The 17,426-nt window shown below is 67.8% G+C and carries 14 protein-coding genes; 11 read left to right on the forward strand and 3 right to left on the reverse strand.

Features of this window, described 5'->3' with window-relative positions; all coding sequences use genetic code 11:
• The first annotated feature begins 33 nt into the window (after positions 1-33).
• The 4 genes from CKW34_RS11505 to mshC all read left to right on the forward strand — a co-directional run bounded on the left by CKW34_RS11505 (position 34) and on the right by mshC (position 3,526).
• Positions 34-762: a histidine phosphatase family protein gene (locus tag CKW34_RS11505; protein WP_059383561.1), complete on the forward strand. Its 729-nt coding sequence runs from the start codon at positions 34-36 to the stop codon at positions 760-762.
• 45 nt (positions 763-807) lie between these two features.
• Positions 808-1,398 carry a DUF3090 domain-containing protein gene (locus CKW34_RS11510; protein WP_059383560.1) on the forward strand — a complete coding sequence of 197 codons (591 nt, stop codon included), beginning with the start codon at positions 808-810 and terminating at the stop codon, positions 1,396-1,398.
• Between the two features lie 4 nt (positions 1,399-1,402).
• Positions 1,403-2,209: an SCO1664 family protein gene (locus CKW34_RS11515; RefSeq protein ID WP_059383559.1), complete on the forward strand. Its 807-nt coding sequence runs from the start codon at positions 1,403-1,405 to the stop codon at positions 2,207-2,209.
• Positions 2,210-2,284: 75 nt separating this feature from the next.
• Positions 2,285-3,526, forward strand: a complete 1,242-nt coding sequence (gene mshC, locus CKW34_RS11520) for a cysteine--1-D-myo-inosityl 2-amino-2-deoxy-alpha-D-glucopyranoside ligase (RefSeq protein ID WP_059383558.1) — start codon at positions 2,285-2,287, stop codon at positions 3,524-3,526.
• Between the two features lie 52 nt (positions 3,527-3,578).
• On the opposite strand, the gene CKW34_RS11525 is transcribed toward mshC, so the two are convergent.
• Positions 3,579-6,797 (reverse strand): DEAD/DEAH box helicase, encoded by a 3,219-nt coding sequence (locus tag CKW34_RS11525; RefSeq protein WP_059383557.1) that lies wholly within the window; start codon positions 6,795-6,797, stop codon positions 3,579-3,581.
• A gap of 177 nt (positions 6,798-6,974) precedes the next feature.
• Here CKW34_RS11525 and CKW34_RS11530 point away from each other — a divergent pair, with 177 nt between their 5' ends.
• From CKW34_RS11530 to CKW34_RS24295, 4 genes are all read left to right on the forward strand, one after another.
• The gene (locus CKW34_RS11530; RefSeq protein ID WP_197700696.1) at positions 6,975-8,345 is read left to right on the forward strand and encodes a hypothetical protein; all 1,371 of its coding nucleotides are present in this window, start codon (positions 6,975-6,977) and stop codon (positions 8,343-8,345) included.
• An 81-nt stretch (positions 8,346-8,426) separates the two neighbouring features.
• Entirely contained in the window at positions 8,427-9,656 is a 1,230-nt protein-coding gene (locus CKW34_RS11535; RefSeq protein WP_059383556.1) for a sigma 54-interacting transcriptional regulator, read from the forward strand.
• Positions 9,653-10,891 carry a vWA domain-containing protein gene (locus CKW34_RS11540; protein ID WP_059383555.1) on the forward strand — a complete coding sequence of 413 codons (1,239 nt, stop codon included), beginning with the start codon at positions 9,653-9,655 and terminating at the stop codon, positions 10,889-10,891. The genes CKW34_RS11535 and CKW34_RS11540 overlap by 4 nt, the downstream gene beginning before the upstream one ends.
• 299 nt (positions 10,892-11,190) lie before the next feature.
• Complete coding sequence (locus CKW34_RS24295) at positions 11,191-11,427, forward strand: hypothetical protein (protein ID WP_145964793.1); 237 nt, start codon at positions 11,191-11,193, stop codon at positions 11,425-11,427.
• A gap of 234 nt (positions 11,428-11,661) precedes the next feature.
• Here CKW34_RS24295 and CKW34_RS11550 read toward each other — a convergent pair whose 3' ends face one another.
• Positions 11,662-12,057, reverse strand: coding sequence for a VOC family protein (locus tag CKW34_RS11550; protein ID WP_059383553.1), 396 nt, complete (start codon positions 12,055-12,057; stop codon positions 11,662-11,664).
• Between the two features lie 154 nt (positions 12,058-12,211).
• Here CKW34_RS11550 and CKW34_RS11555 point away from each other — a divergent pair, with 154 nt between their 5' ends.
• Positions 12,212-13,801, forward strand: a complete 1,590-nt coding sequence (locus tag CKW34_RS11555; RefSeq protein ID WP_059383552.1) for an alkaline phosphatase D family protein — start codon at positions 12,212-12,214, stop codon at positions 13,799-13,801.
• 22 nt (positions 13,802-13,823) lie between these two features.
• Positions 13,824-13,961 (forward strand): hypothetical protein, encoded by a 138-nt coding sequence (locus tag CKW34_RS24300; RefSeq protein ID WP_155418960.1) that lies wholly within the window; start codon positions 13,824-13,826, stop codon positions 13,959-13,961.
• A gap of 16 nt (positions 13,962-13,977) precedes the next feature.
• On the opposite strand, the gene CKW34_RS11560 is transcribed toward CKW34_RS24300, so the two are convergent.
• A complete protein-coding gene (locus CKW34_RS11560; RefSeq protein WP_080968348.1) occupies positions 13,978-15,513 on the reverse strand; it encodes a Mur ligase family protein in 1,536 nt (511 codons plus the stop codon).
• Positions 15,514-15,623: 110 nt separating this feature from the next.
• Here CKW34_RS11560 and CKW34_RS11565 point away from each other — a divergent pair, with 110 nt between their 5' ends.
• Complete coding sequence (locus CKW34_RS11565; RefSeq protein WP_059383551.1) at positions 15,624-17,132, forward strand: protein adenylyltransferase SelO; 1,509 nt, start codon at positions 15,624-15,626, stop codon at positions 17,130-17,132.
• Positions 17,133-17,426 lie beyond the last annotated feature (294 nt).

The following is a 17,426-nucleotide window of genomic DNA, read 5'->3' on the forward strand; positions in this document are numbered from 1 at the left end:
GCTGCCGGCAGGCGGTACCTCTAGGCTGGGCGCATGACGGTCATCCTGCTGCGGCACGGGCGGTCGACGGCGAACACCTCGCACGTGTTGGCCGGTCGTTCCCCCGGTGTCGAACTCGACGAGGTAGGCCACGTCCAGGCGAAGAATCTCGTCACCCGGTTCGCCGGGCTCGAGATCACCGAGATCGTGCGGTCGCCGCTGCTGCGGTGCCGGCAGACGGTGCAGCCGCTGGCGACCGATCGCGGACTCGAACCGGTCGTCGACGAGCGGCTCGCCGAGGTCGACTACGGGCAGTGGACCGGCCGTGAACTGAAGGAACTGGTCAAGGAACCGCTGTGGGCGGTCGTGCAGCAACACGCCTCCGCAGCGGTCTTCCCGGACGGTGAAGGGCTCGCACAGGTGCAGTCCCGCGCGGTCGCCGCGATCCGCGAACACGACCGGCGCCTGCGCGACGCGCACGGCAAGGACGTCGTGTGGATCGCGTGCAGTCACGGCGATGTGATCAAGTCGATCCTCGCCGACGCGTTCGCGACGCACCTCGACAGCTTCCAACGGATCGTCGCCGAACCGGCGTCGATCAGCATCGTCCGCTACACCGACACGCGGCCGTTCGTGCTGCGCGTGAACGACACCGGTTCGGACCTGTCCGGGCTTGCTGGGCCGTCCGAACCCAAGTCCGTGCCCGGCGGCGAAGTGCCCGGCGCGGTCGAGGAACCCGGCGACCCACCGCAGGGGCACCGACAGGAGACGGCACGCGGATAATGACAGTGTCCGTCATGGCAGAGTGTGGGGACTCGAGGAGGTGCGATGGCCCGCGCGATACACGTGTTTCGAACACCTGATCGGTTCATCGCCGGCACTGTCGGTGAACCGGGCGACCGGGTGTTCTACCTGCAGGCCGTGCACGAGTCCCGTGTAGTGAGCGTGCTTCTGGAGAAGCAGCAGGTGCAGATCCTGGCCGACCGGATGGGGCTGTTGCTCGAAGAGGTACAGCGCCGCTTCGGCACCGTGATCCCAGACGACCCCCAGGTCGACGTCAGCCCGTTGGTGACACCGATCGAGGCCGAGTTCCGGGTCGGCACCATGGGGCTGGGCTGGGACGCCGACGCCGGATCGGTGGTGGTGGAGCTGCTCGCGGTCACCGACACCGAACTCGACGAATCGGTGGTACTCGACGACACCGAGGAAGGCCCCGACGCGGTGCGGGTGTTCCTCACCCCGGTGCAGGCCCGCGAATTCGCGGCCCGCTCCGAACTCGTCGTCTCGGCCGGGCGCGCGCCCTGCCCGCTGTGCGGCGAACCGATCGGCGCCGACGGACACATCTGCGTCCGCACCAACGGTTACCTGCGTACGCCCGGATTCGATCCGGCCGCGTGGTTCGGCGAGGAAGAAAGCTGACCGCGTGACGGCGCCGGACGTGCGGAGCGTGCTGACCGACGGCGATCTCGACGTCGTCGGGCAGATCGCGCACGCGAGCAACGCGACCCTCGTGTGCGACGCGCAGCTCGACGACACCGAGGTGCGGTGCGTCTACAAACCCGTCCGCGGGGAGCGGCCGCTGTGGGACTTCCCTGACGGCACCCTCGCCGGACGCGAGGTCGCCTCGTACCTGATCTCCGAGGCACTCGGCTGGGACGTCATCCCGCTCACCGTGCTGCGCGACGGCCCGTACGGCCCCGGCATGGTGCAGCGCTGGATCGACACCGTCGACACCGCGCAGGGCGGAACGGAACGGCTCGACCTGGTGGACCTGTGCCCGGCCGGCGCGGTCGCGCACGGGTGGCTGCCGATCCTGCGTGCCCGCGATCTGGACGGCGCCGAGGTGGTGCTCGTGCACGCCGACGATCCGCGCCTGCAGCGCATGGCGGTGCTCGACGTCGTCCTCAACAACGCCGACCGCAAGGGCGGGCACGTCCTCGAAGGTCTCGACGGGCACGTCTACGGCGTCGATCACGGCATCTGCTTGCACCAGGACGACAAGTTGCGCACCGTGCTGTGGGGGTGGAGCGGCGACCCGGTCGAGCCGATCCTCCTCGCCGACCTCGACAAGCTGCTGCGCCGGTTCGACGGCGGCTTCGCCGAGGAGCTGTGCGAGCACATCACCGCCACCGAGGTGCGTGCCCTGCAGCAAAGGATCATCCGCTTGCTCGAGCATCCCGTGATGCCGCATCCGCGCGGCGACCGGCGCATTCCCTGGCCCGCCTTCTGACGTCCCAGCCGTTCGCCTGCCGCACGCCCGGGTGCCCGCGCGGAGCACTCCCGCGACTCCATTAGGCTCGTAGTCATGCAATCTTGGTCCGACGTCGCGATCCCGTCCGTCCCCGGTCAGGGGCCTCCGTTGCGGTTGTTCGACACCGCGGACCGAGCGGTGCGTCCGGTCACCCCGGGCGACACCGCGACGATGTACGTGTGCGGCATCACCCCCTACGACGCCACGCACCTCGGCCACGCCGCCACCTACCTGACCTTCGATCTGGTCAACCGCATCTGGCGCGACGCCGGCCACGACGTCCACTACGTGCAGAACGTCACCGACGTCGACGACCCGCTGTTCGAACGCGCCGAGCGCGACGGTGAGGACTGGGTCGTCCTCGGTATGCGCGAGACGGCCCTGTTCCGCGAGGACATGGAGGCGCTGCGCGTGCTGCCGCCGCGCGACTACATCGGTGCCGTCGAATCGGTGAACGAGGTCGTCGAACTCGTCGAGAAGCTCGTCGCCTCCGGTGCCGCCTACATCGTCGACGACGCCGAGTACCCGGATGTCTACTTCCGGACCGACGCCACCGAGCAGTTCGGTTACGAGTCCGGCTACGACCACGACACGATGATGCGGTTCTTCGCCGAGCGCGGCGGCGACCCGGAGCGCCCCGGCAAGCGCGACCCGCTCGACGCCCTGCTGTGGCGCGCGGAGCGTCCCGGCGAACCGGCCTGGCCGTCGCCGTTCGGTGCCGGACGCCCCGGCTGGCACATCGAGTGCGCGGCCATCGCCCTCAACCGCATCGGCTCCGGCTTCGACGTGCAGGGCGGCGGCAGCGACCTGATCTTCCCGCACCACGAGTATTCCGCCGCGCACGCCGAAGCCGTCACCGGCGACCGGCGTTTCGCCCGGCACTACGTGCACACCGGCATGATCGGCCTCGACGGCGAGAAGATGTCGAAGTCGCGCGGCAACCTGGTGTTCGTCTCCAAGATGCGCGGTGAGGGCATCGACTCCGCTGCCATCCGTCTGGGTCTGCTGTCCGGTCACTACCGCGTCGACCGGCCGTGGACGAACGAGGTGCTCGAGGCTGCGCAGGCGCGACTCGCGCTGTGGCGTCAGGCGGCCGCGCTGCCGTCGGCAGCCTCCGCCGAGGACACGATCGCGCGCCTGCGCCAGCACCTCGCCGACGACCTCGACACCCCGAAGGCCCTCGACGCCCTCGACGGGTGGGCGACCTTCGCCGTCGAGCGTGGCGGCGACGACGCTGCCGCACCGGGCCTGTTCGCCGACGCCGTCGACGCGCTGCTCGGTGTGAACCTGCGCTGACGCGTCGGTGCGTGGTGTTGGTAGCAGGCATTACCAGGACCACGCACCGTAGCTACGCCAGCAGGGCGCGGATGTCGTCGGCGGTCAATGCCGACGAGAACATTTCTCCGTCGTCGACGACCGACGAGAACAGCTCCGCCTTGCGTAATTGCAGCGCCCGCACCTTCGCTTCGATGGTGTCGCGGGCGATCAGCCGGTACACCATGACGTTGCGGGTCTGCCCGATGCGGTGGGTACGGTCGACGGCCTGCGCCTCCGTCGCGGGATTCCACCATGGGTCGAGCAGGAAACAGTAGTCCGCTTCCACCAGATTCAGGCCGAATCCGCCGGCCTTGAGGCTGATGAGAAACACCGGTGCCGCTCCGGACTTGAATTCCTCGAGTACTTTTCCGCGTTTGCGGGTCTTGCCGTCCAGATACAGGTAGTCGATTCCGGCGGCGTCGAGCCGTGCCCGGACGCGGTCGAGGAACCCGGTGAACTGGCTGAACACCAATGCTCGGTGCCCGCCGACGATCACGTCGTCGAGCTGTTCGAGCAGCGCATCGATCTTTGCGGAGCCGACCTTGTTATGCGCGTCGTCGACGAGGGCCGGATCGAGGCTCATCTGCCGCAGCAGGGTCAGCGACCGCAGGATCGTGAAGCGGTTGTTGTCGAGGTCGTCGACGAGCCCGAGAATTTTCTGCCTCTCGCGCTGCAACTGCCGGTCGTAGACGGCACGGTGTTTCGGTGTGAGTTCCACCTCGAGTACCTGCTCCTGTTTCTCCGGCAGGTCGGTGGCGACCTGTTCCTTGGTGCGACGCAACATCAGCGGTTTGATGCGCTGCCGCAGCTGCACCAGCAGTTCGGGGTGGCTGCCGCTTTCGATGGGTTTGCGGTAGTAGTCCTGGAACTTCGTCGGATGGGGGAACAGGCCGGGTGCGGTGATCGATAGCAGCGACCACAACTCCATCAGGTTGTTTTCCATCGGAGTTCCGGTGATCGCGACCTTCAGCGGTGCCTCGATCTGCCGCACGCACTGATATGCCTTCGCCCGGTGGTTCTTGACGAACTGTGCCTCGTCGAGCAGCAGCATCGACCAAGCCCGTTCGAGATACTCGTCGATATCCAGGCGCAGCAGCGTGTACGACGTGACGACGACGTCGATCCCGTCGAGCAGATCACCCAGCGACACACCGCGTTTGGCGGATGTCTCGGTGATCGCCACGACGTTCAGGTCCGGTGCGAATCGCCGGGCTTCGGTGGCCCAGTTCGGAACCACCGATGTCGGCGCGACGATGAGTACCGGAGCATCCGCGGGTCGCTTCGCGCGAGCGTGGCAGATCAGTGCAAGCGACTGCAGGGTCTTGCCGAGGCCCATGTCGTCGGCGAGGATTCCGCCGAGTCCGTGCGTCCACAGGAACGTCAACCACCGGAATCCGTCGAGCTGGTACGGCCGCAGCGTCGCCTGTACCGCCTTCGGCACCCGGGTCTTCGCTGTCGCCTTCATGTCGAGAAGGCCTTGTACCTGTTTCTTCCAGGCTGCGGCCTGCTTGTCGACGACACCGAGCGCCGCCAGTTCCTCCCAGATCCCGGCTTGGAATCGGCTCAGCTGCAATCGATCCGGATCGTTGTTTTCGTGCAGTGCGCGGGCTTCGTCGACGAGTCGGCGCAGTTGTTGCAGTTCGGGTTTGTCCAGGGGCAGGTAGGCCCCGTCGGGCAGCATCAGAGTTGCCGCGCCCTCGCTGAGTGCGGTGAACACCTCCCGGAAAGGGAGGGTGGCCCCGTCGAGTTCGATGGTGATGTTCAGGTCGAACCAGTCGGAGTCGGCGGTGGCCTCGGTGGACAGTCCGATGCGCAGGCTGTCGCCGACGTCGCGGTAGTCGGCGGGGGTGCCGTCGACGCGCACCTGCACGTCGTCACGGCCGGTCAGCAGGGGCAGCAGTTCGGACACCAGTCGTGCGGTGTCGAGGTCGGTGATGGCGACGCGGGGGAACAGCCGCCGGTCGACGGAGTTGTCCAGGCCGAACGGGGCGACCACCGGCCGGATCTCGGTGAGCAGCGCGTCCTCGGCGTCGCGGTCGCGGACGGTGTCGCCGAGACGTTCGTACAACTCGACCGTGTACTCGCCGTCGCCGACGGTGTAGCCGAACTGCCAGTGCAGATCGGCGCGATGTTCGGGACGGAAGGCGACGTGTAGGAGCAGCGTCGGCCCGCTGACGGTCGGTGCTGTGAACGATCCGTCGGTGGAGGTGACGGTCGCTGCTCGGTGCAGGCGCGGGTAGTAGGTGGTCGCGAACCGCGGCACCTGATCTGCCGGCACGGTGAGCGCACCGCCGCTCTGCAGCAGTTGCTGCATGCCGGCGGCAACGGGGTTGCGGAGTTGCGCGAGACGGAACGGTAGATCTGCCGGCGCGCTGCCGTCGTGATCCCCGGACGGGAGGTAGACGACGCCGTGGGCGGGGGCGCCGATAAACGCGACCGCGGTCCCGGTCGAATCGTCGCCGATGTGCAGGGCTGGGGTGACGGTCAGGCCGTCACCCGAATCGGCGACGTCGACATGCACATCTGCGGTGCCCGGCGGCGGCACCGCACCGTGCTTCTTCTTCGCGTAGCGTAGTTCGATCCCGAGACGGTGGGCATCGTCGAGCAGTGACCACAGTCGCGATGACACTGCGGACAGGTCGAGGGCGGTCGAGGCGGAACTGTAGTAACTCCGTGTCGAGGCGTGTACCAGTGCCGCGAACTCGAGCAGCAACTGCCGGTGTTGCTCGTTCACGTCGTAGGCGTAGGCCACGTTCTGCCACGAAATGTTGCCGGACACCCACCCGGTGCGTCCGGGCCGCAGCACCCGCGCGGTGAGTGCCGGTATGGGAGTGTGGGCTCGTTGGGTCAACGCCAGTTGCAGTGCGAGGGGCACACCGCTACCGGTCTCGTGGTCCTCGAAGAGAGCTTCGAACGGTGCTTCCCACGAGGGTGTGTCCGGGGGCATGTCCTCCTGTGGGGCAAGCAGCGCAAGCAGAAGCGCCACGGTGTGCTTGCAGTCGTAGCCGACCGGGCACGAGCATTCGCCGTGCTCGTACTCGAGTCCCCGTGGCCCGGGGTGCAGTTGAACGACGGCCTGATACATCCGTGTGCCGGCGATTCTTCCGAAACCGACGAGATCGTCCTCGTCGAATCCGCAATCGACGACCGCGCCCCGCTCGGCGTAACGGCTGCCGCGGTCGAATGTGGGCCCGCCGACCGCGGCGATCAAGGACCGGATGAGGTGGTCGAAGGCGGGATTCCCGGACATGGGTGAGCAGTCTATGTCCAGCACCTCGTGCGCGAATGCGACCCCCAGCGCAACCGGAAGCACGCCCGAGGCGGCAACCGGCCGCGCGTACTGGCCGCACGTGCCACGACACGCTACGATTGCGCCGATGACAACTTTCTCTGATCAAAGATTGGGGGCCCAGTTCGCACACGGTGAGTGCTGATGCACCCTCCGACCGCGAACGGGATCGACCCCCGACTGTCCTTCTGGCTGCGTGTGCGCGAGTTTGCCGTGCCGCCGACCATGATCGAGGCCGCGACCGACCGACGTCGTGCCGGTGACTGGCGCGGTTCCTGTGCCGCAGCGGGTTTCGACGTCGACCTCGACCTACGCGTACTGCGCAACAGGCACGGCGTCGACGTTGCGTCGCAGGTCCTCGACGATCTACGTCACCTGGCTCCCGACCTGCTGCGCTGGCACCTACCGCGCGTAGCTCCCGACGGACTACTGCGTCCGGGGCTGACCATCTCGCTGGCCCGGTACGGGCCGCATGAGCACAGAAAACGCTGCGGTGCGAACAGTTCCATGCATCTGATCGTTCGGACCGCTCCGGCCTGGGCGGATGCGGGGCAGCGGATCGCGCTGACGTTGTGGGACGGCTCGGATTTGACGAACCATCCCCATCCACGCCCCAACAGACGGTTCCGCCTCGACCTCTACCGGCACCTGTGGGATGTCCGCAGGTCCGCTGAACTGCGATTACGCGGTGGCACAGGGCAGGTGCCGGCCACCACCGCGTTCGCCCCCAGTCTGGCCGCGATGATCCCGGAGAACTGCGCCGTCGACCGCTGGGCTGCAGAATCCGGCATCCTGCTCCGCACGGACGGGCACCGTGACGGTCCCGTGCGGGTGCGATGCGGGGGTCGACTCGACGTAGTGGTGGAACCGGTCGGCGGTACGGATCCCGTGGCATTGCGTGTTGTGGACGACTACCCGCGCGGTCGGCTCGCTGCGCTGCCGGTGCTGCCCGAGGCCGCGATCTGGGTGCCGCCCGACCTGACGTTGCTCCGGTCGGGAGCAATCACCGCCGACGGTCTGCACCCGCTGGTCGCGGCAGCGCTGGATCCGGGTCGGCCACCGCCGCAAGCACCCCGGATACCGAAGCGGGGGAATCGAACTCACCTGATCGATTGCCGTGGTGAACGGCACCGGCTCGGGCTGGTCGACGGCGTCCTGACCGCGCTCGACCATGATCCCGCCGAGATCCGGCGCGAAGAACTGCTCGCCCGACTGGGCGGCACTCCATTGCCGTGTCTTCACGCCATCGACCAGGCGCATCGCCGTCCCGACTGCCTGCCGGGCGTTCGTGAACGCCTGGATCACGGAGATGCCGCCGGGGCGCTGGCAATCGTCGAAGGGCTGCTCGGTCCCGACGCGATCCTCCGTGACGGACCTCTGCTGGACGAACTCCGGACCTCCGCGGACCGCCGCAACATCTACGACCGGTACGTCTCCGAGCCGGTGGAACCACCGCCCGCATCGCGACCCCGCAGACTCGGACGGTCGCGCCGCACCCGATCACACTGAATCTCCTTCCTTCTCGAAGCGCACTGTTCCGCAGGGCGTCCTACGGGTCGTGTCCTGCTGTCCCTTCCGACATCACAGGTGATGCACATGTCTTCCACACTCCTTCCTGCCCGGTCCCCGAACAACGAACTCGACAGTGCTGCAGCGTTGTCGGCGATGCTCGACGCGGTCACCACCGAGCCTCGCCCCAACGACCAACTCGAAGCCCTCGCCGTGGCGGTCGCCGCGGATCTACCGGTACTGCTGTGGGGTGAACCGGGAATCGGCAAGACCGCCGCCCTGACCCAGCTCGCCGAGACCGTCGACCTGCCGCTGACCACTGTCATCGCGAGTGTGCACGAGCCGTCGGACTTTTCGGGTCTGCCCGTTCTCGGCGACGATCCCGCAACTCACGGAGTCCCCATGGCACCCCCGGACTGGGCGGTCCGGCTCGTGCAGGCCGGGCGGGGACTGTTGTTCCTGGACGAATTGTCGACGGCACCACCCGCCGTGCAGGCGGCCCTGCTCCGTATCGTCCTCGAAAGACGAATCGGGGCACTGCAACTCCCGACCGGTATCCGCATCGTCGCCGCCGCCAACCCACCGTCCTCGGCAGCGGACGGCTGGGAGCTGAGCCCACCGTTGGCGAACCGATTCGTGCATCTGAACTGGACCTACGACCACGACGTGGTCGTCCGAGGTCTCGGCGGAACCTGGCCACGCGCGACGCTGCCGCGCCTCGATCCGGAGAAGTTCTCCGACGCCGTGACGTTCGCCCGCCGCGCGGTCTGTGAGCTCCTCGCGGCCCGGCCCGCCCTCGTACATCAACTCCCCAGCAGCCAGGCCCGTCGTGGCAGTGCCTGGCCGTCGCCGCGGAGCTGGGACACGACCGTGCGGCTGATCGCGTTCGCCACCGCCACCTCGTCGTCGAAGGACGTGCTGTCCCTCCTGGTTCGGGGGAGTGTCGGTGACGGACCCGGTTTCGAGCTACTGGCCGCCATCGAGCGTATGGACCTTCCGGATCCGGAGGCGCTGCTCGCCGATCCGGCGGCTGCCGATCTTCCCGAGCGCGGCGATCTGCGCCAGGCCGTGCTCGATGCGGTGGTCGCCGCGGTCCGCCGACGGCCGGACAAATCCCGCTGGGACGCGGCGTGGGCACTGCTGGCCACTGCGGTGGAATCCGGGCCGCCCGATCTCGTGGTCGTGCCGGCGACCACACTGGCCACCTTGCGCCGCGACGACTGGGAGGTGCCGGCATCGATCGACGAGCTTGCCGGTGTCGTCTCGGTCGCGCGATCAGCGGACGACGCTGCCGAGCAGGTCGGTCGATGACGACGTCACCGGCATTCGACGCGAACAGGATCTACGCCGCACGGTTGTATGCCGTTCGCGCCCGGCCGTATCTCGCGACCGCCTTGTACGCGCTGCACATCGTCGCATCGCCTCGCGTACCGACCATCGGTGTGGACCGGCACTGGCGCTGCTACATCTCACCCGTCTTCGTCGCTCAGCGGCCGGTCGAGGAACTGGCGTCAGTCCTTGTTCACGAGGTCTCGCATCTGCTGCGCGATCACCACGGCCGCAGCGACCGTTACGCCCGCACACACGACCTGGACGGTCGCGCCGATCGACTTCGCATGAACATCGCCGCCGACGCGGAGATCAACGACGATGCGTTCGGTGACGGATTGCCACTACCCGACGACGCCGTTCTGCCGTCGACCCTGCAGTTGTCCGCCGGTCAGCTCATGGAGGACTATCTGCAGCAGTTCGGCCTCGGTCCGTGCACCGACAGGCTGGCCTGGCTCGACTGCGGCAGCGGTGCCGACGGACTGAGCCGAGAGTGGGAGTGGGGGCCGGAAGGGGCGAACGCGCTCAGTGACGAGCAACGGGACGCTGTGCGCTTCCGGGTGGCGCACAGCATCATCGGGCAGCCGGGCAGTGCACCCCGCGGGTGGCAGCGGTGGGCGGAGGAGGCTCTGCACCCGCCGCAGCCGTGGCGAACTCTGTTGGGGGCGGCGATCCGCTCGGCCACCTCCGCGTCCGGCGCCGGTGACGACTACACCTACCGCCGGCCAGCGCGGCGCTCTGCTGCCGTGCCCGGAGCGGTGCTGCCGAGCCTGCGGCGAACCCCGCCGCGGGTCGGTGTCATCGTCGACACCTCCGGGTCGGTGAGCGACGCGGATCTGGGCAGTGCACTGCTCGAGGTCGCCGCTATCGCGCGGGCCGTGGGAGGGCGTCGTGACCTGGTCACGGTGCTGTCCTGTGACGCGGCCGCGCGGATCGTGCACCCGCTGTGTCAGGCCGAGGACATTCCGCTGGTCGGAGGCGGTGGCACGGATCTGCGCGCCGGATTCGCCCGGATGCTGCGTCTTCGGCCCCGGCCGGATGTAATGGTGGTGCTCACCGACGGGGAAACCCCCTGGCCCAGCAGCCGTCCGGGGTGCCGGACGATCGTCGGCCTGTTCCCCCGCATTGCGACCCGCAGCGAATCGAACCCCGACTTCGTTCCGGACAGTCCGCCGGAATGGGCGCATGTGGTGGAGATCGGCACACCTGCGATCTGAAGGGCACCGGAACGAAGCCATGAGGAAGGAGACGTGGGGCGCTCGCCGGTGCTCTTGGGCGGGAAGGCCATCGAGGCCGCGTGGTTGTCGGATGGTTGGGCCGCGGAATTTACCCGGGCGCAGCGCGCTGCGTTGAAGCAGTGTCAGCGATCAGATCGATTCTACGAGCGGATTCAGCGGATCCTCCGGTACCGATGCGAGCTACTGCCCGGCCCAGGTCGCTCCCTTCGTGTGGGCCGGATCAGTCATTCCGACTACTTTGGTGTTGTCCTGCCGGTTCTGGAAGCAGAGGTGATCTGATGTCCAACTTCAGTGGTCGCCTGTGGGACGATAGAGGCTTTCATCCGCCTGAGACTCAGCGTCCGGAGCCGCAGGCAGTCGGCCGGTTGATCAACAACCTCGGTCTGAGTCGATCCTCGAAGTCGGATCAAGAGAAGGCGATCAAGCGCTGGCTCGCGTCGAATCGTCCGAGTCCACGCTTGAAGAAGTCGCTGGTCCGTGCCGGTTACGAGGCTTTGCTTGCCGAATCCGTCTGACTTCTCCAGCTTCGAATGCTTCTGGTGCTCGGGGCAGTCATTTCCACTTACGTCGGACCCGCCAACGGTTACTGCCCGTGCGAGCCAGTGGAGCCGGAGATCGACGAAGTGTTCGAGATGAGCGAGCGGCAACTGAAGGACGCCATTCGGTGGGCAACGTCGATCTACCGTCCGTGGAGATGATGTTGCACGGCACGCGCTCGCGCTGACTCGCCACCAGGCGTGCAGGGTGGATCAGCTCGGCGGCGCGAAGAATTCGAGCGCGATGTTGTCGGGATCGCGGAACGACAGCCCGGAACCGTACGAGGCGTTCTTGATGTCCCCGTGTCGGATACCCAGACTGTCGAGCCGGTCGCGCCACTTCCCGAGCTCGTCGGCGGTGCAACCGAACGCGATGTGGTCGAGCCCGGTGTTCCGTTCGTCGAAGGACGTCTGCGCCGGCGAACCGGGGTGGGTGTGCAGCCCGAACAACGTGCCACCGTCGAGTGCGAAGACCGCGTGGTGGAAGGTGCCCGATTCGTCGTCCTCGTCGAGGACGGGCATGGCGTCGAAGAGGTTCGAGTACCAGGCCGTGCTTGCAGCCAGATCCGAGATGGTGACGACGACGTGGGTGAGTGCGGGAAAAACCATGACAGTCTCCTCCGTTCGAGGCCCCTCCTCATCGTAGACCTCGAGGCGGTGCTGCCGACCCTTGTCGGCGTATCCCCAAATGTTTCCGAGTGTTCTTCCTACGTTCGGTAACGTAGTCCGTGCGAAGGAGATTCGGCCACTACCTTCCGTGGCCATGCCTTTGTCACGTAGATCGTTCCTTTCGGCCGGACTCGGAATCACTGTCGTCACCGCAGCCACCTCCGTCGGTGTCACCGGATACGCGCGCGCCGACGCGCCGGGAGCGAAGGGCGACCCCTTCCTGCTGGGTGTTGCCTCGGGCGACCCGGTGCCGGACGGATTCGTGATCTGGACCCGCCTTGCCCTCGACCCGCTCGCCGAGGACGGACTCGGCGGCATGCCCAACCGGAATGTTCCGGTGCAATGGGAGGTCGCGGAGGACGAGAAGATGACCCGCGTCGTCGCACGCGGCACCGAACACGCCGTCCCCGACAGCGCCCACTCCGTGCACGTCGAACTGTTCGGGCTGCGTCCCGGTCGCGAGTACTTCTACCGGTTCCGTACCGGCGACCACATGAGTGCGGTGGGGCGGGCACTGACGACACCGTCGCCCACCGAGACCGCGGCGGCTCTCACGATGGCGTTCGCGAGCTGTGCGCAGTACGAACACGGCTGGTTCACCGCCTACCGGCACATGGCGGAGGACAACCCGGATCTCGTTCTGCACCTGGGGGATTACCAATACGAGTACACCAGCGGCGGTTACACCAGCGACACCGGTCTCGTCCGCTCGCTCGACGGACCCGAGACGGTCACCCTGGCGAACTACCGGCAACGTCACGCCCAGTACAAAGCCGATACCGATCTGCAGGCCGCGCACGCGATCGCACCGTGGCTGGTGGTGTGGGACGACCACGAGGTCGACAACAACTGGGCCGGAACGATTCCGGAGAACACCGACGCCACTCAGGGCAACGACACCACCGAGAACTTCCTCGCCCGCCGCGCCGCCGCCTTCCAGGCCTACTACGAGAACATGCCGCTGCGACCCTCGTCGGCACCGGCGGGGCACGACATGAAGATCTTCCGGCGGATCCGGTGGGGGACTCTCGCGAACTTCCACATGCTCGACACCCGTCAGTACCGCGACGACCAGGCCGCCGGCGATGGGTGGAAGAAGAACGTCGCCGAACGTCACGACGAGGCACGAACACTCACCGGAACCGAACAGGAACAGTGGCTGCTCGACGGTTTCCGCACCTCCACCGCACAGTGGGACTTCCTCGGCCAGCAGGTGTTCTTCGCCGAACAGGACAAGGACCCGAGCCCCGACACCGATGAGGTGAGAATGGACGGCTGGGGCGGGTACGCGGCCTCGCGGCGGCGGATCACACAGGGCTGGGTGGATTCGCCGGTACGCAACGCCGTCGTGCTCACCGGCGACGTGCACCGGCACTGGGCCAACGACATCAAGGTCGACTTCACCGATCCCGACGCGCCGGTAGTGGGTTCGGAACTGGTGTGCACGTCGATCACGTCGAACGGCAACGGAACCGGCGCGACGCAGGTCGACCACATGCCGGCGAACCCGCACCTGAAGTTCCACAACGACCGGCGCGGTTACGTGCGTACCACGATCACCCCGGACGCCGTGCACGCCGACTTCCGGGTGCTCGACACGGTCACCGAACCGGACGCGCCGGTGTCGACGGTGGCGTCGTTCGTCATCGTGTCCGGTCAGCCGGGTCTGCAGCCGCGTTCGTAACATCCTGGACGGTCGGTACTCGGTGACCGTCGCCGGTGGCCGCACCAGCACGATCATCAATCCCGGTGCGGGTGTGAGCCTGCTCGTCTCCGTCCCGAACACCGGCGCCATGAGAGTTCCGAGCTGGGGCACCAGCGGCTACATGTGGCTGCAGCCGTAGCCACCGGGCGGATGACTCAGGGGCGGGGGACGCGCGAGACGGACCGGTGTTGCGCACGGTGCAGTGCGCGCCGCAGTTCGTCCCGGTCGTCGAACACCTGCACCGTGTCCCCGGAGACCAGGCGTGGCTCGCATCCGCGTCCGGCCACGACGACGACGTCTCCGGGGCCGGTGTGGGCGACGGCGATATCGAACGCGCGACGTCGGTCGGCCTCGACGACGACGCGGGCGCTGCGCGCTGCGAAGGCACCTTCGGCGACCGCATCCCTGAGCACACGCGGGTCCTCCGAGAGGGGACTGTCGTCGGTCACGACCACCACGTCGGCGTAGGTCGCGGCGGTGTGCCCGAGCGGAAATCGCTTGCCGGGATCGCGTTCTCCGGTCGCGCTGATCACGAGGACCAGTCGCCGCTCGGGGGCGAGCGACCGGAGGAAGGGCAACAGTTCGCGTTGCCCGGACGTGTTGTGCATGTAGTCCACGAGCGCGAGAACACCCTCACCGGCGTCGACGCGTTCGAGCCGGCCGGGCACACCCGCGAGGGTCTCCAGACCCGCTGCGGCCTGCAGGACGTCGCCGTCGACGGCGGCCACCGAGGTGAGCGCCGTCAGCGCATTGGCCACCTGGTGTGGTCCGAGCAGCGACAGTCGCACCGGCGCACTCCCGGCCGGCGTGTGCACGGTGAAGCAGGTGCCGTGGAGATCGCACCGGATCGAGTCCGCGTACACGTCGGCGCGGGCATCGCAGGTCGAGTGCGTCCACAGCGGCACGTCGACGGAGGCCGCCAGACGTCGCCCGTACTCGTCGTCGATGTTCACCACGGCCGTCTGCGTGCGGTCGGCGGTGAACAGTGCCGCCTTGGCAGCGAAGTACTGCTCCATCGTGTGGTGGAAGTCGAGGTGGTCGGGCCCGAGATTGGTGAAGGCGACGGTACGGAACCGCACACCGTCGACGCGGCCCTGACTGATGCCGTGCGAGGACACCTCGAGCGTCACCGCCTGCACGCCCTGGTCACGGAACTCGGCAAGCGTGCGGTGCACGACCGAGGCCTCGGGAGTGGTACGGGTCGCGGGTCGTGTGCCGGCCGGACCGCGCACGACGACCCCGCCGATCATGCCGGTCACCACGCCGGTGGCCGCGAGTGCGGTGTCGAGGAGATAGGTCGCGCTCGTCTTGCCGTTGGTGCCGGTGATGCCGTGGACCTGCAGGTCGTGGGAGGGATGCCCGAGGATCCACGACGCCAACGGGCCGACCACGTCGCGCGGTCGATCGACCACGAAGGCGGGCAGCAGGCGCGACGGCCGGTCGCTGAGCACCGCGACCGCGCCATGGGTGGCGGCTTCGGCTTCGAAGTCCAGGCCGTGGGCGTGGTGTCCGGGTAGCGCTACGTACAGATCGCCGGGGCGCACCGTCCGGGAATCGTCGCTGATGCCGGTGATCACATGGTCGTGCCGGTCCGCTGGTCCGGATCGCAGGACATCGCGGAGGTGCTCGGCGACGTCGCGGACCTGGATCCGCCGGATGGGACGGCGAGGATCGTCCGGGTCGGTGTGCACGGGGGCGGATACCCGGTCCGGGACGGAATGATGCGCCGCCGGTGACCGGGCTCCACCGGCGTGCTCCTCGCCCGCGACATGCGTCGGTCTCACACGGTGACCCTCGAAGGATGACTGCGATTCCGGATTTCCCCGTCGGCACGAACACCACGATATCCGGTCTCGGCAGTTCCTTCGCCGACGAATTGAGCGGATTGTCGGTGCCGTGGCAGGGCGCCGAGGCCCCCGACCCGGAACTGCTCGCGCTCAACGAGGACCTCGCGGTGTCGCTGGGACTGGACGTGGCGGCGTTGCGCAGCGCCGACGGCGTCGCCGTCCTGGCCGGCGCGGAGGTGCCGGCGGGTGCCAAGCCGGTCGCGATGGCCTATGCCGGACATCAGTTCGGCGGATACGCTCCGCTGCTCGGCGACGGTCGGGCGTTGTTGCTCGGTGAACTCGTCGACGCGGACGGTGGCCGCGTCGATCTGCATCTCAAGGGTTCGGGTCCCACTCCCTTCTCCCGGGGTGGGGACGGCTTCGCGGTCGTCGGGCCGATGCTGCGCGAGTATCTGGTGAGCGAGGCCATGCACGCGCTCGGCATTCCGACCACCCGTTCGTTGTCGGTGGTGGCGACCGGTCGGCCGGTCTACCGCGAGGGCGCCGAACCCGGCGCGGTGCTGGCGCGTGTCGCAGCCAGCCACCTCCGGGTAGGGACCTTCGAGTTCGCGGCGCGGCAGGGCGAGGTCGTGCGCGCACTGGCGGACCACGCGATCGCCCGGCACTATCCGGATCTGCTCGACCTGCCGGAGACCGGTGAGAACAACCGCTACCTCGGCTTGTTCACCGCCGTGGTCGAGGCGCAGGCGTCGCTGGTGGCGCAGTGGATGCTCGTCGGTTTCGTCCACGGGGTGATGAACACCGACAACACCACGATCTCGGGGCAGACCATCGACTATGGTCCGTGCGCCTTCGTCGACGCCTTCGATCCGGCGGCGGTGTTCAGTTCCATCGACCACAGCGGGCGCTATGCGTTCGGCAACCAGCCCGCCGTCCTGAAGTGGAATCTGGCGCGTTTCGCCGAAACCCTGCTCAGACTCGTCGATTCGACTCCGGATGCGGCGATCGCCGCGGTCACCGCTGTTCTGGACAGTTTCGACACCCGCTACGAGCGTCACTACCGGTCCGGTCTGGCCGCCAAACTCGGTCTCCCGGAGGACTCTCTCGATCAGGAACTGGTCGACGATCTGTTGACGCTGCTGGAAGAGCACCGCGCCGACTGGACGGTGACCTTCCGTGCCCTCGCCGACGAACTGCGCGGCAATCCGGCACCCCTCGACGGACTCGTGCCGCGTGAGCGCTCGGCGCCGTGGCTCGAACGCTGGCACGCGGCTGCCGCGAGCGACGCCCGTGGAGCGGGGGAGCGGGCGGATGCGATGGACCGCGTCAACCCGCTGTACATCCCGCGCAATCATCATGTCGACGCCGCGCTGAAGGCGGCGACCGGCGGCGACCTCGAGCCGTTCGCGAAGCTGCTCGAGGTCGTCACACATCCCTTCGAGGCGCGTGCCGAGTGGAACGAATACGTCTCGCCCGCACCGCGTTCGTTCGCCGAGTCCTTCCGGACCTTCTGCGGCACCTGACCGCCCGATACTGACGAATCGAGACCGGTGTTGTTCGCGAGTTCCCAACGGATTTCGCGAACAATACCGGTCTCGGTCGATTCTGGACCAGTCGGGTGCGGGTCGGATCGCGCGGCCGGTTACGCACGAACTCGACTCCGGTCGGGTACTTACAGGTGGCGAGTTCGCGTCGGAGGCGGCCGCGGGATCGGCGAGCTGGACGACCGCTTTCACCGCCTCGCGGCGAGACTTCCGGCATCTGCACCGCCCGGCCGCAGTGCTCGGCGGCGGTGTGCAGATGTACGGGATGGAGAC

This window comes from Rhodococcus rhodochrous (genome assembly GCF_900187265.1).
In the GTDB taxonomy this organism is placed as follows: Bacteria; Actinomycetota; Actinomycetes; order Mycobacteriales; family Mycobacteriaceae; genus Rhodococcus; species Rhodococcus rhodochrous.

Excerpts from the sequence above, each read along its gene's own strand:
- CKW34_RS11505 (WP_059383561.1), top strand. The coding sequence starts at position 34 with ATGACGGTCATCCTGCTGCGGCACGGGCGGTCGACGGCGAACACCTCG.
- CKW34_RS11510 (WP_059383560.1), top strand. The coding sequence starts at position 808 with ATGGCCCGCGCGATACACGTGTTTCGAACACCTGATCGGTTCATCGCC.
- mshC (WP_059383558.1), top strand. The coding sequence starts at position 2,285 with ATGCAATCTTGGTCCGACGTCGCGATCCCGTCCGTCCCCGGTCAGGGG.
- CKW34_RS11525 (WP_059383557.1), bottom strand. The coding sequence starts at position 6,797 with ATGTCCGGGAATCCCGCCTTCGACCACCTCATCCGGTCCTTGATCGCC.
- CKW34_RS11535 (WP_059383556.1), top strand. The coding sequence starts at position 8,427 with ATGCACATGTCTTCCACACTCCTTCCTGCCCGGTCCCCGAACAACGAA.
- CKW34_RS11540 (WP_059383555.1), top strand. The coding sequence starts at position 9,653 with ATGACGACGTCACCGGCATTCGACGCGAACAGGATCTACGCCGCACGG.
- CKW34_RS24295 (WP_145964793.1), top strand. The coding sequence starts at position 11,191 with ATGTCCAACTTCAGTGGTCGCCTGTGGGACGATAGAGGCTTTCATCCG.
- CKW34_RS11550 (WP_059383553.1), bottom strand. The coding sequence starts at position 12,057 with ATGGTTTTTCCCGCACTCACCCACGTCGTCGTCACCATCTCGGATCTG.
- CKW34_RS11555 (WP_059383552.1), top strand. The coding sequence starts at position 12,212 with ATGCCTTTGTCACGTAGATCGTTCCTTTCGGCCGGACTCGGAATCACT.
- CKW34_RS11565 (WP_059383551.1), top strand. The coding sequence starts at position 15,624 with ATGACTGCGATTCCGGATTTCCCCGTCGGCACGAACACCACGATATCC.